This window comes from Pontibacter lucknowensis, from assembly GCF_900156415.1.
Lineage (GTDB): Bacteria > Bacteroidota > Bacteroidia > Cytophagales > Hymenobacteraceae > Pontibacter > Pontibacter lucknowensis.
In genome coordinates this window covers 49,621-72,676 of record NZ_FTNM01000007.1, presented here as the reverse complement: position 1 = coordinate 72,676, position 23,056 = coordinate 49,621, and the positions used below count along the sequence as shown (strand labels likewise).

At 49.8% G+C, this 23,056-nt stretch carries 20 protein-coding genes; 5 read left to right on the top strand and 15 right to left on the bottom strand.

The window, feature by feature from the left end; all coding sequences use genetic code 11:
• Position 1 precedes the first annotated feature (1 nt).
• From BW972_RS18885 to BW972_RS18840, 10 genes are all read right to left on the bottom strand, one after another.
• The gene (locus BW972_RS18885; protein ID WP_007657239.1) at positions 2 to 745 is read right to left on the bottom strand and encodes an isoprenyl transferase; all 744 of its coding nucleotides are present in this window, start codon (positions 743 to 745) and stop codon (positions 2 to 4) included.
• A 60-nt stretch (positions 746 to 805) separates the two neighbouring features.
• The gene (gene porG, locus BW972_RS18880; protein ID WP_234986454.1) at positions 806 to 1,504 is read right to left on the bottom strand and encodes a type IX secretion system protein PorG; all 699 of its coding nucleotides are present in this window, start codon (positions 1,502 to 1,504) and stop codon (positions 806 to 808) included.
• A gap of 155 nt (positions 1,505 to 1,659) precedes the next feature.
• Entirely contained in the window at positions 1,660 to 2,661 is a 1,002-nt protein-coding gene (locus tag BW972_RS18875; RefSeq protein WP_007657250.1) for a DUF6089 family protein, read from the bottom strand.
• Positions 2,662 to 2,785: 124 nt separating this feature from the next.
• Entirely contained in the window at positions 2,786 to 3,673 is an 888-nt protein-coding gene (locus BW972_RS18870) for an NAD kinase (RefSeq protein WP_076423271.1), read from the bottom strand.
• Between the two features lie 14 nt (positions 3,674 to 3,687).
• Positions 3,688 to 5,076 (bottom strand): BamA/TamA family outer membrane protein, encoded by a 1,389-nt coding sequence (locus BW972_RS18865; RefSeq protein ID WP_234986453.1) that lies wholly within the window; start codon positions 5,074 to 5,076, stop codon positions 3,688 to 3,690.
• A 14-nt stretch (positions 5,077 to 5,090) separates the two neighbouring features.
• Positions 5,091 to 5,756, bottom strand: a complete 666-nt coding sequence (locus BW972_RS18860; RefSeq protein ID WP_076423270.1) for a CBS domain-containing protein — start codon at positions 5,754 to 5,756, stop codon at positions 5,091 to 5,093.
• On the bottom strand, positions 5,753 to 6,529 hold the full coding sequence (locus BW972_RS18855; RefSeq protein ID WP_076423269.1) for an alpha/beta fold hydrolase: 777 nt from the start codon (positions 6,527 to 6,529) through the stop codon (positions 5,753 to 5,755). The genes BW972_RS18860 and BW972_RS18855 overlap by 4 nt, the downstream gene beginning before the upstream one ends.
• Before the next feature lie 43 nt (positions 6,530 to 6,572).
• A complete protein-coding gene (locus BW972_RS18850; protein WP_007657256.1) occupies positions 6,573 to 7,145 on the bottom strand; it encodes an anthranilate synthase component II in 573 nt (190 codons plus the stop codon).
• Positions 7,146 to 7,150: 5 nt separating this feature from the next.
• Positions 7,151 to 7,669 (bottom strand): CvpA family protein, encoded by a 519-nt coding sequence (locus BW972_RS18845; protein WP_007657257.1) that lies wholly within the window; start codon positions 7,667 to 7,669, stop codon positions 7,151 to 7,153.
• 106 nt (positions 7,670 to 7,775) lie between these two features.
• Complete coding sequence (locus tag BW972_RS18840) at positions 7,776 to 8,237, bottom strand: GatB/YqeY domain-containing protein (protein WP_007657258.1); 462 nt, start codon at positions 8,235 to 8,237, stop codon at positions 7,776 to 7,778.
• A gap of 166 nt (positions 8,238 to 8,403) precedes the next feature.
• On the opposite strand from BW972_RS18840, the gene BW972_RS18835 reads away from it, so the two are divergent.
• The 5 genes from BW972_RS18835 (at position 8,404) to BW972_RS18815 (ending at position 12,883) form a co-directional block, all read left to right on the top strand.
• Positions 8,404 to 9,117 (top strand): pyridoxine 5'-phosphate synthase, encoded by a 714-nt coding sequence (locus tag BW972_RS18835; protein WP_007657259.1) that lies wholly within the window; start codon positions 8,404 to 8,406, stop codon positions 9,115 to 9,117.
• Positions 9,118 to 9,119: 2 nt separating this feature from the next.
• Positions 9,120 to 10,148: a tRNA 2-selenouridine(34) synthase MnmH gene (gene mnmH, locus BW972_RS18830; protein ID WP_076423268.1), complete on the top strand. Its 1,029-nt coding sequence runs from the start codon at positions 9,120 to 9,122 to the stop codon at positions 10,146 to 10,148.
• 4 nt (positions 10,149 to 10,152) lie between these two features.
• Positions 10,153 to 11,208, top strand: coding sequence for a selenide, water dikinase SelD (selD, locus tag BW972_RS18825; RefSeq protein ID WP_007657261.1), 1,056 nt, complete (start codon positions 10,153 to 10,155; stop codon positions 11,206 to 11,208).
• 57 nt (positions 11,209 to 11,265) lie between these two features.
• Complete coding sequence (locus tag BW972_RS18820; RefSeq protein WP_076423267.1) at positions 11,266 to 12,036, top strand: alpha/beta fold hydrolase; 771 nt, start codon at positions 11,266 to 11,268, stop codon at positions 12,034 to 12,036.
• Positions 12,037 to 12,166: 130 nt separating this feature from the next.
• Positions 12,167 to 12,883, top strand: a complete 717-nt coding sequence (locus BW972_RS18815) for an SAM-dependent methyltransferase (RefSeq protein WP_076423266.1) — start codon at positions 12,167 to 12,169, stop codon at positions 12,881 to 12,883.
• Between the two features lie 4 nt (positions 12,884 to 12,887).
• Here BW972_RS18815 and BW972_RS18810 read toward each other — a convergent pair whose 3' ends face one another.
• From BW972_RS18810 to BW972_RS18790, 5 genes are all read right to left on the bottom strand, one after another.
• On the bottom strand, positions 12,888 to 13,916 hold the full coding sequence (locus tag BW972_RS18810; protein ID WP_076423265.1) for a DUF4249 domain-containing protein: 1,029 nt from the start codon (positions 13,914 to 13,916) through the stop codon (positions 12,888 to 12,890).
• 35 nt (positions 13,917 to 13,951) lie between these two features.
• Entirely contained in the window at positions 13,952 to 15,016 is a 1,065-nt protein-coding gene (locus BW972_RS18805) for a DUF4249 domain-containing protein (protein WP_076423264.1), read from the bottom strand.
• Positions 15,017 to 15,022: 6 nt separating this feature from the next.
• Entirely contained in the window at positions 15,023 to 17,380 is a 2,358-nt protein-coding gene (locus tag BW972_RS18800) for a TonB-dependent receptor (protein ID WP_076423263.1), read from the bottom strand.
• Between the two features lie 176 nt (positions 17,381 to 17,556).
• Positions 17,557 to 19,041, bottom strand: coding sequence for a SusD/RagB family nutrient-binding outer membrane lipoprotein (locus tag BW972_RS18795; RefSeq protein WP_076423320.1), 1,485 nt, complete (start codon positions 19,039 to 19,041; stop codon positions 17,557 to 17,559).
• Positions 19,042 to 19,052: 11 nt separating this feature from the next.
• The gene (locus BW972_RS18790) at positions 19,053 to 22,295 is read right to left on the bottom strand and encodes a SusC/RagA family TonB-linked outer membrane protein (RefSeq protein ID WP_076423262.1); all 3,243 of its coding nucleotides are present in this window, start codon (positions 22,293 to 22,295) and stop codon (positions 19,053 to 19,055) included.
• Positions 22,296 to 23,056: the final 761 nt, after the last annotated feature.

The window sequence follows — 23,056 nt, the reverse complement described above, 5'->3', positions numbered from 1 at the left end:
TTCACTTTGTTAGTTGTTCACTTGTCTTGCCAAAGCGGCGTTCTCTTCTCTGGAAGGCACATATAGCTTCGTAGAGGTGCTCTTTGCGGAAATCAGGCCAGAGTAGCTCTGTAATGTAGAGCTCTGTATAGGCCAGTTGCCAAAGCAGAAAATTGCTGATACGCTGCTCCCCACTTGTACGAATCAGTAATTCAGGATCAGGTATACCCGCCGTAGAGAGATACCGCGCAACAGTGGCCTCACTTATATCAGTTGGTGCTATAGTACCATGACCCACTTCAACGGCAATTCGTTGCATGGCTTGTGCAATGTCCCAGCGACCGCTGTAGCTCAGGGCCAGTACCAGGGTCATGCGGCTGTTATCCTTTGTTATCTCGATTGCTTCAAGCAATTCTTTCTGACAGGCTTTGGGCAGGCTTTCTGTATTTCCTATTGTCTGCAGCCGGATATTGTTCTTATTCAGAGTCGCGGTCTCTTTTCTGATAGTAGAGACTAGTAGTTGCATCAATGCGGAAACCTCTGTTGCCGGCCTCGACCAGTTTTCGGTAGAAAAGGCGTACAGGGTTAGATATTCGACTCCCATCTCCGCTGCGGCCTCTACCGTTTCACGAACAGCCGTGATAGCACTCTGATGACCGAAAATTCGCAGGCCGCCACGTTTCTTTGCCCATCGTCCATTCCCGTCCATGATAACGGCAATGTGTCTTGGCAAATTGTCTAAATCTACTTGTTCCCTTAAATTCATTAAACCACAATTTCCTTGCAAGTTACAAAAAGCAAGATAATTTAATGAAATTTTAGCGGGTTAATCTAGTATTCCGGCTTTGCGTTTGTAAACAGGGGGGCAGTTGAGTCGATATAGTGTGTAGGAAAGGCTTATACCGTTATAGAAGTACATATCTTTATCGAAGGGGTTAGCATACGCCTTTGAGCTGCTTGCCCCCAGATCTGTGGCTAACAATCCAGATCCACTCTCTTGCAGATAGTCCAGGTTATCTGTAAACATAAACCGAGGGCCAAACTCCAGACCCAGATTCCAATGCTTGCTTAGCGCATATTTCACCCCTACTCCAAAAGGAATGGTAACAGCAAATTTGTTATCGAAAGGTTCCATCACATCGCCCTGGCGGGTAAGCTGATGGTTGAAATTTAGCAGTGCGGCTCCTACGAAGAAATAAGGCGATACGCGGTGCGGCTTACGAACATCTTCGTAGTAATCGAGAAAATTGTATTCTATACCTAGCGAAAACTCCAGCATACTTAGTTTCAACTCCGTGTCACGCCAATCGTGGTGAGGCAGGTTTTGCGACTCATCTTTGAATGCCTTGTCGTTAAAGATGCGATGGCTACCCATAAAGGCGGCCTTAAGCGTGATGGGCGCTGAAATATCATGACGATAGAAGATCGTCATGGCAGGCTGGTTATTCAGAAAGCGGTAATTGGGTGATATCTCACCAACATAATTAGCTCCTCCTATACCGGCACCAATCTCACTGGTAGTCACAGGCTTGATCTGCTGCAGCTGAGCCTTAGCAGTATTGCATAAAAAGACGCTCCCAATTTGCAGTAGTACACAAATAAGGAGCGTCTGTCTGAATGTATTCAAAATCATGTATTTTTTACGGAGTTTAGGAAAACAACGCACTATACTCCGTTATATTATCTGAATTTAGGTCTTCTTACACGTGGATTCAAGATATAGTTCAGGCCTAAGCTTGTTTGGATGTACCAATCATTGTCAGAGCTGTTACCCCGTGTACGGTTATTGCTTGTACCATATGGACGCAGACGACTGAAACCATTCGGCTCTGTAATCAGGTCATTTGTGAAGCCTGACTCAGCGCTTCTGTCAGAGAAGATTACAGAGGCATTACGGTTGTCTACGCGGTTGCCCTCACTTAGCAGTACGTTTTTATCTACGTGGGCTGTACTAACGTCATCCAGGTAGTCTGTAAAGGTGGCTCTCCAGCCTACCTCGAAGCTAAAGTCCCAGTTGCGGTCCAGCTTGTATCGTACACCAAGTCCAAAAGGAATGGCGATCTGTACGCGGCTGTAAGGGTCGCTAACAGTGCCCGGATGATCTACGAACTGACCTTCTGTACCAAGTGGCTGCAAGGCATACCAGCCAGAAGGAATATCCTGATCAGCTGACAAACCTGGATGAGAGCCGTTTTCATAATACGCTTTCGGGTTGTGGTGCATTACTGCTACACCGATAAAACCATAAGGCACGAAGTCCGGACGGCGGCGGTAATAGTTACGGTTTTCGAAAAGGTCAATGATCGCTACAGCACTCAATTCTTTAATATCGTTGCGGAAAGACAGGTTACGTCTGTATCGGCCTAGGTTCTCCCCTTCATCAGGTCCGGCTGCCAGGGCATCATCACCCGCAATGCGGTTCCAGTTGAAAGCCACACGCGAAGAAATACGCGGGAAGTGACGGTGCGTATAATTGATCCCCACACTCGGACGAGTAGACTTAATGCGCATACTCGTAAAGTTTGGCTGAGGCACCAGGTCGCCGAAGTAGTTAGAAGCACCCAGCTGGATACCCACTGTGGAGTACTCCTTTCGCTTAGTAAAGCGCTGTGCTTCAGCCTCTATGGCCACAGTAGTAAGCACAACAGTAAGTAATAAAAACAGCGTAGTAAATCTCTTCATAGCGAACCAATTTCTTTTTAAGCGTATTTCCGCAGGCTTATAATTCATCCAAATTAAACCATTGTGACAAAAATAGAAATAATTTTCTGGTATAAAAATATGTATATTAAATATTGAATATAATTTACCTAAAAATATTTGTTCTTTTATCAAGACCCCAGTTTAACTTGCCACGCAAGGTAGTCAGGAAGTTTACGTGATGCAGTTTGACAAGTCGTGCCACAAAATTCTCTCGTCGCACCGCTATCTGAACTGACATGTCTACTGGAACGGACCTTGAGTCGAGCGAGGCCAGGTATGTGCTGCTGCGCCCTTCTACTTCAAATGAGATCACGCTTCGGTCTGACACGATCATAGGCCGCACATTCAGGTTGTGAGGGCATACGGGTGATATAACGAAATTGTTGGTCTGTGGTAATACCAACGGACCACCACAGCTAAGCGAATAGCCCGTCGATCCGGTCGGGGTGGCCACTACCAGCCCATCGGCCCAGTAAGTGTTCAGATACTCACCATCTATATACGCATGTACAGCTATCATGGACGAGGAATCACGCTTTAGCAAACTGAATTCATTAAGCCCAAAGTTGATTCCATCAAAGATTTCCAGGTCGGAATCTACCCGGATAAGTGCCCGGTCATCGAAGGTATAGTGTCCTTTAAAAAGGGCATCCAGTGCCAGGTTGATGCTGTCGTGGGCAATGGTGGCCAGAAAGCCGAGTCGCCCCGTGTTGATACCCAGGATTGGAATCTGGAGCGCCCCCACATAGGTAACGGTGTCCAGCAGAGTGCCGTCGCCACCAAGGCTCAGCACAAAGTCTACTCCTTCCAGGCTATCGCCACGGGTGAAAGTAGGTATACCTTCCGGCAAATTGATACGGTTCTGCAGAAACAGACTGAAATGCTCCACCACCAGAATGTCGGCTTTACGGCGCTGCAGTTCGTCAAAAAGATTCTGAATAAACGGACCGTACTCTTCGTCAAAGGGTTTTCCCAGTATAGCTATCTTCATATATCTTCTTTTCGTTAAAAGGGGAAGCGGCCACTAAAGTATAGGCCGCCATTGCCTTCGCGATTCAGGGTGTACTCCGCCCGAAACACAAAGTCATAAAAGGTGACCAGGTGCAGTCCCGCCCCCGCTCCTGCCAGCAGCCGGTTGGCCAGCGGGTTGCCTTTATCAAATACATCGTCGGCTACGTAACCGGCGTCAGTGAAGACGTTGGCATACAGGGCCAATGGCACCTTGTTGAACTTAGGACTCCGAATAAACTTCAGATGCACCCCCTCGTGCTGAAAGAGCTCCCGGGTCAGTCCCTGCTTAAACAAGCCGAAGTGCTGCCCGCCAACCACCTGCAGTTCATATCCCCGCACCAGCGACCGAAAGCCGAGCGCCACATTATCAGCGTAAGCATAGCGGCGTGACAACCGGGTTTGCGCTTCACCACCCACAAAATAATAATATTTACCTGATAAATGGCGATAATCCACATACTTTGCACGCAGAGTTGTGATAGGCGTTCCGTTTCCGTTCAAAAAAAACGTCTGCGCGGCTATAGCTTCAAAATAACTACCGGTGAGCGGGTAAATAAAGGAATTGCGCAGGTTTACCACTTTCGACAGCTCCACTCGCAGATACTGCCGGTCATGACCTCCATCACTGTAGTACACCGGATTAAGCGCTAGTACAGTATCAGCCACTTGCTCCTTCACATATGTTAGTCGTATCCCTTCCTGCCGCTGTACGCTCTGCCGGTGTGTAAGGCCAGTCGTGAGCAGGGTGCGCTGAATTGGCACGCCGCTCTCCTGCACAAAAAACCGCTGTCGGTTATTCAGTGTGCGGTAATCAATGGCACGGCTCCGGTAGTCGGCCACCCCAAAGTCCATACCCAGCTTATGCGCACGGCTGACATAAGGCACCCGGTAGATAAACTCCAGCCGCTTGTTGAAACCTTGCTGCAATCTGACACGCACCTCTTCATTCCGTCCTCTGAAATTGCGCCTGATCAGGTTGATTCCATAGTCGACACGTCCCCAGTCGCGGCGCTCAAGCCAGGCGTTGAAGTTACGATCAGCCAGGTCGAAGATAGGAATCGGGTACAGGTACCAGCGCTCCTGCATGGTATAGGTCACAGACACCCGCCCTTCTAGACAGGTATAGGTATAGCCTACTTCATGAAACAGACGCAGGTTAAACAGTCTTCTGCGATTTTCCTCCAGCTTGCCTTCCAACTCAGCTGTAGCTAGCGTATCGCCAGTAGCGATATTAAGTTCGAAGAGGAGCATGCGGCCTTTACTGATCTCGTTGCCTTCAAAGCCGACACTGTCGATCACAACATATTCGGTCATGCAGGGCTGCGCCGCTAAGGTATAGCCAAGCAAATTAAAACACAGCAGCAGGAAAGTGCGAATGATCACGGACTGGGACAGGGCTATATGTCCAGGTACTTGAACAGCATATCCAGGCGGTCACGACCAACGTCATATTTGGATCCGTCCTGGAATTGCGCCGTCACCCGGTATTCGAATCGCTCGAGTGTGGCGATAATGCGCGTGAGATCGGTTGTATTGAGTTTAAGCGTGAGCTTGATATTGTAAGGATCTACTTCGTCTGGCGATACATAGGCGCTCAGTATCTTGACATTCTCCTCCTCTATCAGGCGGCTGATCTGTCCAAGGGAATAGTCTCGCTCTTGCATAGTAAGCACCAGTATACTACCCTGGCCCTGTAAGGCCGACATCTGTCCAAAAGCGGCCAGGGTATCGTTGATGGTGATAATGCCCATATAGTCCTGCTCTTCGTCAAGCACAGGCACCACCTGAATCTTGTTTTTGATAGCGGCCTCCATCACATCATAGAAATGCTGGTGGTGCATCACAAACACATCCTGGTACTCAAGTTTAATCTGCTCCAGTGTCTGGCTGCGGTCAGGGAGTTCGATCAGATTGGTTTCAGTGGCGAGCCCCATGTACTTGCGGTTGCGGGACACGGGCAGTTCGTTTACGCGGAACTCATCCATCCATCGCAAGGCTTTGTCGACGGTGTCGTAAAGCTTAAGCGGCGGTATCATTTGGTTGATGAGTTCTTCTGCGATCATGTGGCTGTTTCCCTTGCTTCTGTTTTGGCCAAAAATTTATCTAAGATACTGTTAAACCGCTCCGGATGTTCCATCATGGGAGCATGTCCGCACTTATCTATGAAGTAAAGCTGCGAGCCCGGCATCAGCCTGTTGAACTCGTGCGCAACAAGCGGTGGGGTGATCGTATCATTCAATCCCCATATCAACAACGTAGGCACCTTTATGTTTGTGATATCCTTTGCCATATTATGCCGCTGCGCCGACTTGGCGATAGCGATTATGCGCAAGCACTTGGCATTGCTGTTGGTAATATCGAACACTTCGTCTACAAGCTCTTTCGTAGCTGTCTCCGGGCTGTAGAAGGTATACTCCACACGCTCTTTTACATACTCGTAGTTGCCGCGCTTCGGAAACGATCCGCCCATGGAGTCCTCGAACAGGCCAGAGCTTCCGGTCAGCACCAGACGTTTTACCTTATTAGGGTTCTTCAAGGTATAGACCAGGGCCACGTGCCCGCCCAGTGAGTTGCCCAGCAGTGTGAGGTCGCTCAGGTTCTTAAATTTAACAAAATCCTCGATGAAAGAAACCAGCCCGGGCACACCCGCTTTATGAAGCGCCATTTCATAGATAGGCATCAGCGGAATAACCACACGGTAATTTTTAGAAAAATGGTCCACTACGCCGTTCCAGTTGCTAAGGGCTCCGAACAAGCCGTGCAGCAATAGTAGCACTTCTCCTTCTCCTTCGTCAATGTACTGAAATTCGCCTTCGTGTTTGATCTGTAGATCCATTCCTGAAATTCGTAAAAGTAATGTGTTGTAAAAAATCCGGCTGCTACCGACCTGCAATATTAGCAATATCAAGCCAATTTCGCAGCATATCGAGGCCATAAGTCGTGAGGGCGGCCTCCGGATGAAACTGCAGCGCATGCAGCGGCAGTGTACTGTGCCTGAAGGCCATCAGTTCCCCTTCGGCTGTATACGCAAGCGGCACAATACTGTCAGGCCAATGCTTCAAAACAAGTGAATGGTAGCGTACAACGGGCATCTTGGAGGGCAGACCAGCGAACAGCGGATCATCCTCGCAGCTGATCTCCGAGATTTTGCCGTGCATTGGCTTTATACCTTTGTCTAGCTGCGCTCCCAAAAACTCACCCAGCGCCTGATGCCCCAGACAGATGCCCAGCATGGGCACTTTGTCATGGTAATGCCGGATTACGTCCATCATTACACCTGCCTTCTGCGGCTCCCCCGGCCCGGGTGAAAGCACAATGCCCTCAATCGGGAGCCCCTGCACCTCCTCCAATTTCACATCATTGCGCAGCACATGCATCTCCACCCCTAGCTGCCCGAAGTAGTCAACCAGGTTGTAGGTAAACGAGTCAAAATTATCGAGCAACAGAAGCATGCCGCCTAAAAATGGTTCTTCAGCGAAAGCAGCAGTGACTTTACAAATGGCAGCACGTAGCTCATGACGCTAAGCGCATAAGGAGTCGTTTTGACTACGAATGGGTATACCATTGAGCTGGCAGCAGTTTCTGGCGTAATGGCTATACCTGCCATCTCCGAAACATAGAGCAACAGGCTCAGGGCCAATGTCCATTTGAGAGCTCCGAGCAATCCGCCCAGAATGTTGTCAAACAAACCAAAGGGAGTAAAGTCGATCACTTTTTTGAGCAGGATACCCAACACCCGCACCCCCAGAATAATAGCCACAAAGATGACCAGGAAGGTAACGAAAGGCAGCAAGCCACCAGCGTCGCCAATGTACTCTTTCATGATGGGCAGGCCGGAATCAAGCAGTTTGAGGCCAAGCAGAATGCCCAGTACAAGCGCAAAAAGCGAAATCAGTTCGAGCAAAAGACCTTTGCGGAAGCCCATGAAGGCGCCGAACAGAATTGGTATAGCCAGAAAAATATCGAAGGTACTCACGGGATAAAAAAATTAAAGGCAGAAGCGAACACTTGTCGCCCCTGCCTTCAAATATAATGTAATTGCAGCAGTCTCACTAGTGTGCAAGCCGCAAAAAATCCAAATGCTAGAAATCGGTGTTGTTAAGCAAATCACCTACCGCTTTCGAAATTGCGCGACCGTCAGCCTGCCCGGCGAGTTCGCGGGAGGCGACGCCCATCACTTTGCCAAGGTCAGACGGGCCGGTTGCGCCTACTCGCTGTATGATGTCCAGCAGGCGAATGCGCAAGTCACCCTCATCCAGCTGCTTTGGCATATACTCTTCTATTACGGCGAGCTCTGCCAGCTCAACTTGCTCCAGGTCGGGGCGCTGCTGCTGGGCGTATACCTCAGCTGACTCGCGGCGTTGCTTGGCGGCTTTGGTGAGCAGTTTCAGCTCAGTATCCTCACTTAGACCATCGGTACCACCCTTTTCGGTTTCAGCCAGCAGGATCTGGGATTTGATGCTGCGGAGTGCCTGTAGGCGGGCTTTGTCTTTGGCCAACATCGCCTGCTTGATATCGGCTTCAATGCGTTGTTTTAAACTCATAGTTTTATTGTTGATTGATTGTTTACAGTAAGTGACACACCTCCTGCCTATACTTTATACACTACTACGGCCAAAGCCATAGGTTATCATCTTAAGCAAATTTCCATTAATTTAGTCTTTCCGTAAGCATACGTACCACCAGCCTGCGGGCTATAAAACACATACCATGACCAAACTCAGTGTAAATATAAACAAAATAGCCACACTGCGGAACGCCCGCGGCGGCGACAGACCAAACGTAGTGCAGGTCGCTAAAGACTGCGAGCGGTTCGGAGCCGAAGGCATCACCGTGCACCCACGTCCCGACGAGCGCCATATCCGCTACCGCGACGTGTATGATCTGAAAGAAGTCGTAACCACCGAGTTTAACATTGAAGGCAACCCGACTCCTGATTTTCTAAAACTGGTAAAAGACGTGCGCCCTGCACAGGCGACACTCGTGCCGGATGCACCTGACGCTATCACTTCCAACGCCGGTTGGGATACACTCACGCACAAGGACTTCCTGACAGATGTGATCGGTGAGCTGAAGGAGCTAGGTATACGCACTTCTATTTTCGTGGACCCGGATGTACGCATGATCGAAGGCGCCTCCCTGGTAGGCACTGATCGGGTTGAGTTATACACGGAAGCCTATGCCAAAGGGTACCCGACCAGCCCTGAAGAAGCGATACGGTCATACCTGGTAGCAGCCCGGAGAGCGCAGGATTTCGGCATTGGCCTCAATGCCGGCCACGACCTTGACCTTGACAACCTGAAGTACCTGAAGGACACACTGCCTGGCCTGTTGGAAGTAAGCATCGGGCATGCGCTCATCTGTGACGCGCTATACTTCGGGCTGGAGAACACCATCCAGCTATACCTGCGTCAACTCAAGTAGCCGTGATCAACAGCATCACCATAGAAGACTTTCTGCAGAAAGCGAAGCAGTTGCCCGTGCTGGATGCCCGCGCCCCAAAAGAGTATGCGATCGGACGTATACCGCAGGCATTGAGCTTCCCTATTTTCTCGGATGAAGAGCGGGCTAAAGTAGGCACAGCCTACAAACAACAGGGGCATGACCCGGCTGTGCTGATCGGGCTCGACCTATTCGGCCCCAAGATGTCAAAGTTTGTGCAGGAGGCAGAGAAACTGGCGCCGCAGAAAGAGCTGCTGGTACACTGCTGGCGCGGCGGTATGCGCAGTGGGGCCATGGCCTGGCTCCTCGACTTTGCCGGATTCAAAGTATACCTGTTGCAGGGTGGCTACAAGGCTTACCGCCATTACATGCACGGGCAGTTTGAGCGGGAGCGGCCATTGCTTATTATCAGCGGCAACACCGGCAGTGGCAAAACAGACCTGCTCCCATACCTGCAACAGCACGGTCAGCAGGTGCTCGACCTCGAAGGGTTGGCCAGCCACAAAGGCTCTGCCTTCGGAGGTATAGGTATGGCACCGCAGCCCAGCACCGAGCACTTCGAGAACCTGCTGGGTATGGCCATGCTCGAGCTGGATGAACAGCAGCCGCTGTGGCTGGAGGACGAGAGCATCAGCATCGGCAAGGTACAGATGCCTAAGCCGCTCTTCGATCGTATGCAAGCTTCGCCTACCATTGTGCTCGAAGTACCCAAGGCGCTGCGTATACAAAAGCTGGCCGAAGAGTACTGCCGCACTGATCCAGCCTTGTTGGAGTCGGCCATTCTCAGAATAAAAAAACGCCTGGGAGGGATGGCCACGAAAGAGGCAATTGAAGCCATCTCGGCTGGCGACATGGAGAAAATGGTTGACATCGCCCTCACCTATTACGACAAGGCCTATACCTACGAACTAGCCAAAAAGCAGGTGGTGCTGCGACTGCCTCTGGAAACTTTGAAACCGGAAGAGAACGCCCAGCACCTGATTAAATTTGCAAAACAGCATCAGCTGATCTAATACCATGGAAGAAACTAGCATACAAGACATAAAGCTTACCCAGTACAGCCACGGTGCTGGCTGCGGCTGCAAAATATCCCCAAAAGTGCTTGATAAGATCCTGCACACCAACATTCACTACCCCGAAAACGACAAGCTACTGGTTGGGAACAGCTCCCGCGACGATGCCGCCGTGTATGACATTGGCAATGGCCGCGCCGTCATCAGCACCACTGACTTTTTCATGCCGATCGTGGATGATGCCTACGACTTTGGCCGTATCGCCTCTGCTAACGCCATTTCGGATGTATACGCCATGGGCGGTATACCTACGATGGCTATTGCCGTACTGGGCTGGCCAATTGACAAACTGGCCCCAGAGGTAGCCAAGCGTGTGATCGAAGGTAGCCGCAGCATCTGCCACGAAGCAGGTATACCGTTGGCAGGCGGTCACAGCATCGACAGCCCCGAGCCAATCTTTGGCCTGGCTGTGACCGGCATGCTCGACATCCCGAACCTGAAGCGAAACGATACCGCCACTGCCGGTTGTGAGCTATACCTGACCAAGCCGCTCGGGGTAGGCATTTTGACCACTGCTCAAAAGAAAGCCATCCTCAAGCCAGAGCACGCGCACCTGGCACCGCAGCAGATGATGCAGCTCAACAAGATCGGCGCTGACCTGGGACAACTGCCGCAGGTAAAAGCCATGACCGATGTAACCGGGTTTGGTCTGCTGGGTCACCTCTCCGAAATGTGTGAAGGCAGTAACTTGACAGCTGAAGTGTACTTCGACAAGGTACCCGTTATAGCGGAGGCCTTGGATTACTTAGCCCAGAAAGCTATACCTGGTGGCACGCACCGCAACTTCGACAGCTACGGTCACAAAATAGCCGAACTCACCCCAGACCAGAAACACCTGCTCTGCGACCCACAAACCAGCGGAGGACTATTAGTTGCTGTAGCCCCAGGTGGACGCAAAGAAGTGCTGCAGGTGTTTGAGAAGTACGGACTGCAACTTCAGCCGCTCGGTATGCTGAAAGAGCGCGGCAGCGAAGAGAAGCTGATTCGGGTGGTATCATAATCTATTCGTTCCTTCTACCGTAAGCTAAAAACTGACATTGACTGATAACTGAGAAAAATGAAACTACACTACAAGGAAATGGGCCATGGGCAGCCGCTGCTGATTCTGCACGGGCTGTTTGGCACATTGGATAACTGGGCAACCCTTGCCAAGCGACTGGCTGAGCACTACAACGTGTTTATGGTAGACCTGCGTAACCACGGCCGTTCCCCACACAGTGAACAGCACGACTACGACGCTATGGCCGAAGACGTGCTGCGCCTCGTAGACGACCTCCAAATACCTACTCCGGCCATTATGGGACACTCCATGGGTGGTAAAGTGGCGATGAACTATGCGCTGAAATACCCAACCCGCCTTACCAAGCTGATCGTAGTGGATATCGCACCGAAGGCTTACCCGCCGCACCACGACGAGATCATCGATGCGCTACAGTCTGTAGATATTAACAACGTAACCAGCCGTGGCGATGTGGACAAGCAGCTGGCTAAAACGATATCGCAGGAAGAGGTGCGCCTGTTCCTGATGAAGAACCTCTATCGCAAAGAGGACAATACCTTTGGCTGGCGCATGAACCTCGACGCCATCGAGAAAAATTACGAGAAGATAGCGGCTCCTATCACATCGGATACACCTTTCAAGAAAAACACGCTTTTCATCAAAGGTGGGCGTTCACGTTACATTCTGCCAGAGGATATATATGGCAGCATTGAGCACTTATTCACGCTCGTGGAAGTGGAGACCATCCCGAATGCCGGCCACTGGGTGCACGCCGAAGCACCGGATGAAGTATATGATTTAGTAACAAGATTTCTGGATACGAACTAAGCATTAGGATTTTCAGGATTGATAGCAAAGCCGCAGCCTACTACTGCGGCTTTGCTATTCAGGTATAAGTTAGCACCAAGTGCAGCTCCCAACAGCTCAGCAATACAACAATTAACCTTACCTTTGCCTCATGAAGAAGACCGGCACACTATACCTGATCCCGACGATACTCGCAGACGACACAGCCGACCAGGTGATATCGCCGCAGGTGAAAGATACAGTACGCAGACTGAACTACTTCATCGTGGAGAACCTCCGTACCGCCCGTCGCTTTGTCAAGAGCATTTGCCCGGAGCTGGTGATCGAGCAACTCAACTTTGTACAGGTTGATAAGGATGCCACCCCAGCACAGGTACAGGCTTCTTTGAAGCCGCTGCTGGAGCAAGGTATGGATGCGGGCATTATTTCAGAAGCAGGCTGCCCAGGTATAGCAGACCCCGGGGCCGAGGTGGCGAAGTATGCGCATCAGAAAGGTATACGGGTGGTGCCCTTTGCAGGACCATCGGCAATTCTGCTCAGCCTGATGGCCAGCGGCTTCAACGGACAACGCTTCGCCTTCCATGGCTACCTGCCCATTGAGAAGGGGCCACGACTGCAGGCGCTGCGCAACCTGGAGAAGGAGATGCTGCAACGCGACCAGACGCAGATCTTCATGGAGACGCCTTACCGCAACAACAAGCTGCTCGAGGACCTTGTGCAGACGCTCAGCGGCGGCACACGCCTCTGCATTGCGGCCAACATCACCTCCCCTGAGCATGAGCTTATCCAGACCAAAACCGTTGCCGAGTGGAAGGGTAAGCTGCCGGATATACACAAGCAGCCCGCTGTGTTTTTGATTTATAAGTAGGCCTTTACCAGCCTACCGGCTGCACATTAGTCGCACCCGGCAACTCGCGGCAGTCGTCAGGATGTATGAAGATACCGACCGGGTATGGGATGTCGTCAGCTCTAATGTCCACTTCCTGCATCACAACACCCGACACATCAAAAAAGCCCAATACCTGCTCACCCGGATCACTTGTACTGCGCATATTCCCCTTGATCTCTGCCGGCGGTGGGTCAAACACGGTGCCGGTGCTCTCCTTCTGCTGCCCCATGATGCGGTAAAACTCATAGGCATCGGCAGTGATGGCATGCTGGTATACCTTCATCTTATACCTGGTTTGCAGGTATTTCTCAAAAGGAATGAACAATACTTCTTTGTTGATCACCTGCCGTCCATTAGTCAGGCGGTCGTCCGACACGGTAAAGGTCTCTTCTTTTTCCTGAATCCAGCAGCGGGCGCAGCAGTCTTTTGGCGCGGGGTCTCCCATATCGTTCAGGAAGTCCCAGGGTTGGGTGAGGACCTCATACTGCCGGGCAAAGGACCAGCGGTAGTAATTTCTCACCTGGCCCGGGTCCTGAAAGTCCATCAGTACCTGGTAGCCCATGTGCCTTTTTCTTTCCCTGTCTCCCTGCAGGGCAAAACTCCGCTCGTTTATGGCGAAATGCACCTGGCTTATTGGTACAGGCTCCTTCAGTGTGATCGCCTCTGACCGGTAGGAATTATCTCCTACATTTATTTGCAAGGTATAGGTATGACCAGGTATACCGAAGGTGTTCTCAACACCTATCGGATAGTAATAACCGGCCTGGTCATAGCTGAAGTAAAACTGCTCGCCCTCCTGGCTAGTCACTACTACCGAAGCATTTTCCTCAAATTTATTGTATGGGTAATTGTAAGGCAGCGCATAAGTAAGCCGCACATAATTGATGCCCGCCATGTTCGTAAAGCTGCTTTCTACCACCAGGTGCTCCTGCTGATCATCGTGCTTAAAGTCAATGGGGTCAATGCAAGCGGCTAGCAGCAGGAATAAAACAGGGAAAATCTTTCTCAGCATATGTTCTTTTTTGACTGACTATGTGCTTTGTTTTATTATTTTAACCAATCAGCAGGTATCTCTTTGCTGGCACCTGGGATTTCCCTGCAGTCATCGGGCCACCTGAAAGGAGCTACAGGGTAATCAATGTCCTTACGTAGGATCACCACCTCTCTTGTAGCAACAGCAGAGGCATCAAAAAAACCGATCACCTGCTCCGCTGCATCGTTTGGGTTGAACATGTTACCTTTCACTTCAGCAGGAGGCGGATCGAAAACCGTGCCTTTCGCCTCCTTCTGCTGCTCCATGATCCGGAAAAAATTATAAGCCTCTTCGGTCAGGGAGTGCTGGTATACCTTAAGCTTGTGCTTTACGCCCAGATAGCGCTCAAATGGCAAAAACAGCACCTCCTGGTTAATTACCTTTTTCCCGTTCACCAGTCGGTCGTTCACCACCCTGAAGCGGTCAAGCTTTTCGCTGAGAAAGCAGCGGGAGCAGCAGCTTTTGGGTGCAGGCAATCCGGAGGAAGGGCTAATATATTCTTCCGGCTGTGTCGACACTTCGTATTGGCTGGCAAACGTCCAGCGCAGGAAGTTTTTTTCATGCTCAGGGTCCTGGTAGTTTACAAGCACCCGGTAGCCAGGCCATTTTTTCCGCTCCTGGTAACCCTTAAAAGAGAACACCTGCTCGTCCACCTCAAAATGCACGGAGTCTATAGGAATCGGGGCCTTTACAGTAGCGGGAGTAGACTGGTAGGTTCTGCCATTTGCCACCACATGCAGCGTATAGGTATGGCCTATCTGCGCGGCCGCATCCAGCGGAAACTCAGGAAAGTAGCTGCCGGCTGTATTAGCGTAAAAGTCGCCGCCGTCGCCACCGTAAACAAAATTGTAGCGTTCGCCCTCACTGCTTGTCACATATACCTCTGCATCGGTTATAAATTCGTTATATGGGTAGTCATAAGGCTGTGCGTAACTCAGTCGCACGTAGTTCAGCTCCGGCATGTTAGTAAAGCTGCCCTCTACCGCCAGGTGCTTCTGCTGCTTCATCTTTCCCATGTTGAGTGGGTCGATGCAACCAAAAGTCAGCAAGAGCAACAAAGGAAATATCCGTTTCAGCATACGCTCCTAAAACTTAACATTCAGATTGACAGAAGGTATAGGAACCCCGATAACAGCCAGTTTATACCCCTGCACAGGACTGCCGTAGTAGTGCCTGAAAAAGGCAGAGTAAGCATTGCGCCGGCTATAGAGGTTGTATACCGAAATGCTGCCGGTATACTCTACTTTCTTACCCTGATTGAAGTCATAATTGAGCGCTACATCCAGACGATGGTAATCTGGCATCCTGGCCTGGTTGCGTCCTGTGTAGTTGGCGAATATATGTCCGTAGTATCTGTACCAGGAATCGGACGAAGCCATCGGTCTTCCGGAGGTATAGGTAAAGTTAGAGGAGAACGTCCACTTTGGCCACAGCTGGTAGTTGGCAAACAGGTTCAGGTTGAGAGGCCTGTCGTAGTCAGCCGGGTACCAGTCTCCGTTATTGATCGTCTCCTGGGGCGTATCTCCGGCAATCTTTCTGAGCGCTCTGGAATAAGTCAGGCTCAGCCAACCATTCAGGCGCCCTTTATTTTTCTTGACCATCCACTCAGAGCCATAGGCTACCCCATCTCCATGCAGCAGGTCTGCCTCCAGGGCGGGGTTTAGCACGAGCACGGCTCCGTCTTTGTAGTCCAGCTGGTTATGGAGGAGTTTATAGTATACCTCCCAGCTAAATTCGTAGGAGTTGTCCTGCTCTACGCGGAAATACCCTACCGACCACTGGTCAGCAACCTGAGGTCTGAGGTATCTGTTCGATAGCTTCCACACATCTACTGGCGTGATGGCTGCTGTGTTGGAAACCAACTGTATGTATTGCCTGCTCCGGCTGTAACTGGCTTTGATGGAACTGTGCTCGTTCAGGGAATACTTGATGGCGGCCCGTGGCTCAAAGCCTTGATAAGTCTGCACCTTTTTTCCGTCTTCATATACCAGTGTGTCTGTGATGGAGGTTTCGCTTCGGGGTCTTCCGTTTTCGTACAGGTATACATCGGTAGGTCCTATTTTAGAGAAGTTAGAATACCTCACACCCAGCGAAACCGACAGCTTAGGACTGAGCCGTATTTCATCGTTCACGTAGGCATGGTACTCCACACCATTGTCTCGCTGAAGGATTCTGGGATTCAGGCTGGAAGTACCGTAAGGCTCCAGCTTTCCTGGCTCTATGGTGTAGTTGGATACACCGCCCCCAAATTCCATTGTATTGTTGTTAACTCCAGTATACCAGAAGTCAACCTTTGCCTGCTCAAAGTCTATACCTGAGTTCAGGTTAAACTCTTCGCCTATGGCTATACCTTCTACATTATTGTCATAAACACTCTTAGCAAGCGTGACAGTACTGCTCAGGTTAGAGTTAAACTGATGGTCCCACTTCAGGCTCCCCAATGCGTTGGTCCAGTTGTAAGTAGTATCATAAGGGAATTTAAAGTTATCGGCACTGTAATAAGTGGAGAGGGTCAGGCTGTTATTTTCGTTTACTCTATACTTTGCCTTTACATTCACATCGTAAAAGTCGGCAGAGCTGTTTTTGATGTTGTCGCTGTTGAACATCTTGAGCAGATAGGTCGGGTAAGCAGCCCGGCCGGCTATCACGATAGAGAGCTTTTGAGTAACAGGTCCTTCCATGCTGAACTTGGCAGACACAGGAGATATACCTGCTTTAAAGCGCATGCGCTCTGTATTCCCTTCTTCCAGCTTGACATCAAGTATGGAGGAGATGCGTCCGCCGTATTTTGCAGAAATTCCGCTCCGGTGCAGGGTATAGCTTTTGAGTATATCAGGGTTGTAGACCGAGAAGAAGCCGAACAGGTGGGCAGAGTTAAACACGGGCACATCATCGAGCAGCACCAGGTTCTGGTCGGCACTGCCGCCGCGCACATAAAAGCCACCGGTTCCCTCCCCCGCATTCACCACGCCAGGCAGGCTGGAGACGGAACGAATCACATCCACTTCGCCTAGCAGTGCAGGCATTTTTGTGAGCAGCTTCACATCCATGTATGTACTGCCCATGTTGGTCGAGTTTACATCCGTCGAAGGTCTGGCAATAATCTCCACCTGCCGTAGTCCGGTTGCCTTCACCTTCATCTGCAAGCGCAGGTTCATATTGCGTCTTAAGTCTACCTGCTGTACCCCCTGCTCCATACCCAGGTATTGGTACTGCAAAGTATATTCACCTGCTGGCAGGCTAACGCTGAACCGCCCTCTGTCGTCTGCACTAATCGTTCTGTTGCCAGGATTAATCAGAATATAGGCTCCTGGCAGTGTCTCTCCTGATTGGCTGGTTACTGTACCGGAAAGTTCATAATGCCTTTCCTGCCCTATGGCAGAGCCGGAACAAAGCAGGCAAATTATCAGAAGCAGTGTTAGCGAGATGGCAAACCTGTGCATGGAAGTTTGTTTTGGTGAGTCGAAGGGTCAAAAGCAATTTACAAATTCCATCATAAAATTGTGTGCAAACATGAATTAAAATAAAAGCAGAAAAGGCCCCCGGAAACCGAAGGCCTTTTTCAAATGAAGAAGACTACTACCTAGTTAATTAAACTTCTTCAAGATTATAATACTTTTTATTGTCCAGCTGGTCTCACATCCCAGAAAATACGGGTTGTGGCTTCGTCACCACCTATCGCGGTTGCAGCAGCATTCACAGCATCAGGGTTCAGCGTACGCTCGGTCGGCGGATAAGGATAACGCACCGGCACTACGTTGTAAGCTGGTCTGTACTGCGGATCTGGCGCTTGCAGTTGTGGATAGTCCAATCTGCGGAACTCTGTCCAGGCATGGAACGGACGCTCATAAAGGGCAATCCACTTCTGTACGCCAAGTGCTCTTCGCTGAGCATCTGTAAGTGTTCCACCACTACCAGGAGCAGCAAGTGCGGCTAAACCGGCAGCTACATCAGGCTGAGCGAAATAACTTGTTAAGGCAGCCGCATCAGTTATTCCCCAGATCTCCATAGAGGTTGTGATAGCTCTTCTGAAATGGTCTGCAGGAACAGCTGAGATAAATCCACGGGCAGCAGCCTCAGCTAAGTAGAACTCTACTTCGTCATAACCCAGCACGATAGCAGGACGGTCAGGAGCTGTAATGGTAGGATTTACTTTCGAGAAGTTAGCATAGGTGTTGTTGTTACCATAGATACCTCCTACATAGGCGCCATTAAGCTGTGTGAAGTAAGCGGCACGACGTGGGTCATTCAGCTCATTCATTCTGTTGATCAGTGTAGCAGAAGGCACAAAGTCGTTACGACCGCTCTGCACCAGGTTTGTCCACACAGGGTTTACGTTTGGTGTAGTAGCTGTGTATCTGAAAACAGCCTGATCAGCAGTAGACTTGAATACATTTGGAGCAGCTTCGCTGGCAGCCTGCTGGGCACGGCTCGGATTTACATCGGCTACCGTCATACCTAGCTTCAGCTTAAGCGAGTTGGCATACATGATCCAACGGGCTACGTTGCCACCGTAGATCAGGTCAGCGCCACCAAAGCTGGCAGCACCTGAATTCTGATTCAGAGTTGCGATGGCAGCATCCAGTCTGGCAAACAGGTCTTCGTAGATAGCGGCATCATCGTCATAGCTAGGGTAGATAATGTCACGGTTCAACGCCTCAGAATAAGGGATGTCACCGAACGTATTTACCAGCACAGACCAGGTGTACACTTCCATTACCTCGATTATAGCCAGTTGGTTAGCCTTCACAGCAGCATTCAGCGCCTGATCTTCATTGATCACGATAGAAGCCTCTCTGAAGTCCATCAGCACATCACGATACAAAGTGAACCAGAAGTTCTGAGGAATGTTACGGCTTACTAAGTCATACCGGCTTTCCTCTGGATATGTAGTGTTAGCCCAGTGCTGTGATATCAGCCTGAAGATGCCGGAGTTCACGTTAGGGGTTACCATTTGGTCTACCAGGTTACGCTGCGCATTAGAAAAAAGCATCGGTGCAGGTACCGCAGTAGGGTTTTTCGGGTCTCTCAAATCCTCTTCCCATTCATCCGTACAGCCGACGAATACCAAGGCGAGCATGAGGAATGCAAATATCTTTTTCATATTATTCATTATTAAAATCTTGCTCTTACGTTAAAGCCTACATTACGCATAGTAGGATAGGCACCACTCTGATAGCCAAGTGACTGAGTACCAGCACTCAGACCTTCTTCCGGATCAGAGTATGGCGTGTTCTTGTGGAAGATGTAGAGGTTACGACCATAGATCGACAGGTCTATACCCTGGAACACCTTGAACCTGGACACAAGGGACTCTGGCAGAGCGAAGCCCAAAGTAGCCTCTCTCAGCTTCACATAGCTGGCATCGTACACGTGCATTTCTGGCGGGTTGTTGTAACCCATGGCATAGAATACTTCTACACGTGTATCGTTAGGCGTGCCATCTTCTTTCACACCTGGCAGAATCATACCACCGCTGTTTTCAGCGTAGCTACCATCAGCGTTACGAACAATTGGGTTACGAACCGGGTTGCCCAGGTCGTTAGTGAACGAAGTGTTATCCGGAATACCAGTGTACTGACCATAAGCCTGGTCAAGTGAGAATACGCTGCCACCTTGCTTCACATCAATCAGGAAGCCCAAAGACACGCCCTTGTAGCGGAATGTGTTAGACACACCACCCACCCAGTCAGGGTTAATGTCACCGATGTTGGTGTTTGCGTTTCTGTTAGACAGATACAAACCGTTGGCACCTACTACACGCTGTCCCTGGTCGTTGTACACGAAACCAGCACCTCTGATGATACCGAACGGCTCACCTTCGGCTGCGTTAAGCGATACACCACCCTGGAAGGCTGCAATCTGGTAGTTCTGGATTGGACCAAGGTCCTCTACCATACTTCTGTTTCTGGTCCAGTTCGCATTGATCGTCCAGGAGAAGTCATCTGTCTTGATCGGAGAACCGAAAGCAGAAACCTCAAAGCCTTTGTTTACCACCTCACCGGCGTTAATCCACTGGGCGTTATAACCAGTAGCTCTTGAGAGCGGCACGTTTAGGATCTGGTCTACAGAGCTTGCGTTGTAATACGTTACGTCAAAACCAGCACGGGCATCCATGAAGGTGAATTCCGCACCAATTTCCCAGCTTTTCGTACGCTCTGGCTTCAGGTCAGGGTTGTTTCTGGTACTGTTAACAGATGCCAGCGAAGTAGAACCAAAAGGTGCTATCAAGTTATACACATCAAACACACTCAGTGGCTCTGCCATGTTACCTACCTCAGCATAGTTGGCTCTGATCTTACCGTAGGTAAACCAGAAGTTAGGCTCTAAAAGTTCAGAGAACACGAAGCTACCAGAGATTGATGGATAGAAATAGTCTCTGTTAGCAGGAGGAAGTGAAGAAGACTGGTCAACACGTGAAGCTACGTCAATGAAGGCCAGGTCTCTGTAGCCTAATGTGGCACTAGCGAAGTAACCGTTCACACGTAGACGGGTGTCTTGCTCAACCGGAGGGCCAAGCGGGTTGCGTGAGTTGGAAAGCGAGTACAGACGTGGCACCACCAGACCACCGTTTGTGGTAGAGCGGATGAATGATCTCTTCGTATCGCGGATGTTTGTACCGATCGTGGCTTTAAAGTTTAAGTCTTCAGTGAAGTCTCTGTCAATGTTCGCCATCAGGTCGTAGTTAGCTTCGCTGAAACGACCATTGTGTCTGGTATAGCTTGATACACCTACAGAACCTACTGCATAGCGCTCTTCACGGATTTCGTCATAAGTATCCAATGAAGCACGGCCCATGATGCTCAACCAGTCAGTCAGTTTGTAATCCAAACGAACATAACCCAAAGCACGGCGTCTGTTGTCAGTGTTGAAGTTTTCGTAACGAGTCCAGTATGGGTTGTCGAAGAACATCGGACGAGGGTCGTTCCAGGCTCTTGGGTTCCAGGTTACGTTTTCACGTGTGTCCAGGTAAGCACGCTCCTGCTCTTTCAGATCTACGTCAGTTCCCCACCACTGTCTGAAGCCCTGGTTCGGGTTCAGGCCACTGTAACCAGTACCATAACGGCCAATACCGTCAGTCTCAGTAAAGTTAATAGAGGTCGTGGCTGTTAGCCTGTCAACAAGATCGTATGATGTTGAGAAACTGATGAAGTTTTTCGTCACATTGGAGTTTGGCAGCATACCATCATTGCTGTTGCGGCCATAGTTTACTTTAAAGAAACCTTTATCGCTGGTGCCATCAATTGCGATGTTGTGCGATGTGCCATAAGTAGTTTCAAAGAAAGTAGTCGGGTCATTTGCGCCGGGCACCCAAGGTGTAGGTCGGCCAAAATTAGGAGACGTGCGGTCAAAAGAATCCCAGTTCCAAACAAGCAGGTTCGGATCGAAACGAGGACCGGCAGAACCGTCTTCGTTCAATACAACCACTCTCTCAGGAGTTCCGTCACCGTCAACGTCATTGGCGTAAAAGCCAGGATACTCATCGCTATAAACGGCACCTGGATAGCCTCTGCCATACTCCTTCTGGTATCGGGTATAAGTGCTCTTATCCAGGAAGCCCCAGTTGGCACCCGAGTTGATCGTCACACCAATACCTTGTCTTTTAGAACCTCTTTTGGTAGTGATCATCACAACACCGTTAGCAGCACGCGAACCATAAAGCGCTGTTGCAGCGGCACCTCTCAGGATCGTCATCGACTCGATGTCGTCCGGGTTGATGTCGGCTGCGGCGTTACCGTAGTCATAACCACCAGCACCTCTAACTTGGTTAGCAGTGTTGTTGGTAGAGTTATCTAGCGGAACACCATCTACTACGAAGAGTGCCTGGTTAGCACCGCCGATAGACTTGTTACCGCGGATGATCACGTTAGTAGAACCGCCCAGGTTGTTGTTCTGAGTTACCTGCACACCAGCCACACGACCAGAAAGTGCATTAGTAAAGTTCTGCTGACGAGTTTGGGCAACTTCCTCACCTCCTACAGACTGCGCTGCATAAGGGAGTTCGTTTCGGGTACGCTCGATACCGAGGGCTGTTACCACAACCTCACCCAGCTGACGGGTATCGGTTCCCAGGGATACGTTCACGGTAGTTGCATTGCCGATTGGCCGCTCAATAGTCTGATAGCCTACAAAGCGGAACACAAGTGTATTGCTGCCTTCCGGCACATTCACAGTATAGGTACCGTCTGCCCCTGTGGCAGTACCCACTGTAGTGCCTTTCACCAGGACTGTAACCCCTGGCAGCGGCTGATTGGTAGTAGCGTCTGTCACCGTACCGGTGATCGCCCTGACTTGAGCCATGGCCTCGTGGATCAAGGCCGACACAAGCAGCAGGCATAGCATTAAAATTTTTTTCATTGCGCTGTTTGTTTAGGTAAGAATTAATTCAAAATAGTTAAGGTGTTATTTTTACTATGCTGGCTAGCAGCCATAGTCTGTATGTTCTATATTGAAAATTGAGCACAGGCTTGCTCTGTCTTTTGATCACCTCCTTCTTCTATCAATTCCTTCGTTCCTGACATTTGATACTGAAGATGCTACCATCAACAAGGATTTCTGCGACTCAGGTTACCTATAGTGCTGACACCAGCACATTTAGGAAACAGTTACATAATCCAAATCAGATAATCATCCTCTACAGATCACTGTATCAGACACCGGGAAAACTGGAGCAGGTTAAATTATTTGTCAAAATAAGGATACAGCCATCGTTTGAACAGACAGTAAAGTCTGAACATAACAGGCTAATAGCCTTAACAGCAGGCTATGCTACATCAAAAATTGTTTAGGAGGCCGCTAGTTTGGCCGAAATAGGTAAGCGGCAGTGGGGTAAAAATGACTCTGAGAGTAGTAGAGGTCTTTTCATTGTTTTATTTGTTTAAGGTGAGAGATATTCAATTATAAAGAATGTTTTCGGCTTTCACAAATATTTAATGCGTTTTTTGATCTCAAACACTCATCCTGATCATCCTCACAGGGCATTTTAGGTACTTCTTGCATCAGCAGATTTCGAGCAAAACGGTAAAAGCTCCTCTTTATACGATAAAGTGTCAGAAAGGATAAATTTATTCAATATTATAGTAGAAAAATTAAATTTATAAAACATAAGCTGTACATAA

Excerpts from the sequence above, each read along its gene's own strand:
- BW972_RS18855 (WP_076423269.1), bottom strand. The coding sequence starts at position 6,529 with ATGGATCTACAGATCAAACACGAAGGCGAATTTCAGTACATTGACGAA.
- BW972_RS18835 (WP_007657259.1), top strand. The coding sequence starts at position 8,404 with ATGACCAAACTCAGTGTAAATATAAACAAAATAGCCACACTGCGGAAC.
- BW972_RS18860 (WP_076423270.1), bottom strand. The coding sequence starts at position 5,756 with ATGATCGCAGAAGAACTCATCAACCAAATGATACCGCCGCTTAAGCTT.
- BW972_RS18840 (WP_007657258.1), bottom strand. The coding sequence starts at position 8,237 with ATGAGTTTAAAACAACGCATTGAAGCCGATATCAAGCAGGCGATGTTG.
- BW972_RS18820 (WP_076423267.1), top strand. The coding sequence starts at position 11,266 with ATGAAACTACACTACAAGGAAATGGGCCATGGGCAGCCGCTGCTGATT.
- BW972_RS18885 (WP_007657239.1), bottom strand. The coding sequence starts at position 745 with ATGAATTTAAGGGAACAAGTAGATTTAGACAATTTGCCAAGACACATT.
- BW972_RS18795 (WP_076423320.1), bottom strand. The coding sequence starts at position 19,041 with ATGAAAAAGATATTTGCATTCCTCATGCTCGCCTTGGTATTCGTCGGC.
- BW972_RS18815 (WP_076423266.1), top strand. The coding sequence starts at position 12,167 with ATGAAGAAGACCGGCACACTATACCTGATCCCGACGATACTCGCAGAC.
- BW972_RS18805 (WP_076423264.1), bottom strand. The coding sequence starts at position 15,016 with ATGCTGAAACGGATATTTCCTTTGTTGCTCTTGCTGACTTTTGGTTGC.
- BW972_RS18790 (WP_076423262.1), bottom strand. The coding sequence starts at position 22,295 with ATGAAAAAAATTTTAATGCTATGCCTGCTGCTTGTGTCGGCCTTGATC.
- BW972_RS18875 (WP_007657250.1), bottom strand. The coding sequence starts at position 2,661 with ATGAAGAGATTTACTACGCTGTTTTTATTACTTACTGTTGTGCTTACT.
- BW972_RS18870 (WP_076423271.1), bottom strand. The coding sequence starts at position 3,673 with ATGAAGATAGCTATACTGGGAAAACCCTTTGACGAAGAGTACGGTCCG.
- selD (WP_007657261.1), top strand. The coding sequence starts at position 10,153 with ATGGAAGAAACTAGCATACAAGACATAAAGCTTACCCAGTACAGCCAC.
- BW972_RS18800 (WP_076423263.1), bottom strand. The coding sequence starts at position 17,380 with ATGCACAGGTTTGCCATCTCGCTAACACTGCTTCTGATAATTTGCCTG.
- BW972_RS18850 (WP_007657256.1), bottom strand. The coding sequence starts at position 7,145 with ATGCTTCTGTTGCTCGATAATTTTGACTCGTTTACCTACAACCTGGTT.
- BW972_RS18810 (WP_076423265.1), bottom strand. The coding sequence starts at position 13,916 with ATGCTGAGAAAGATTTTCCCTGTTTTATTCCTGCTGCTAGCCGCTTGC.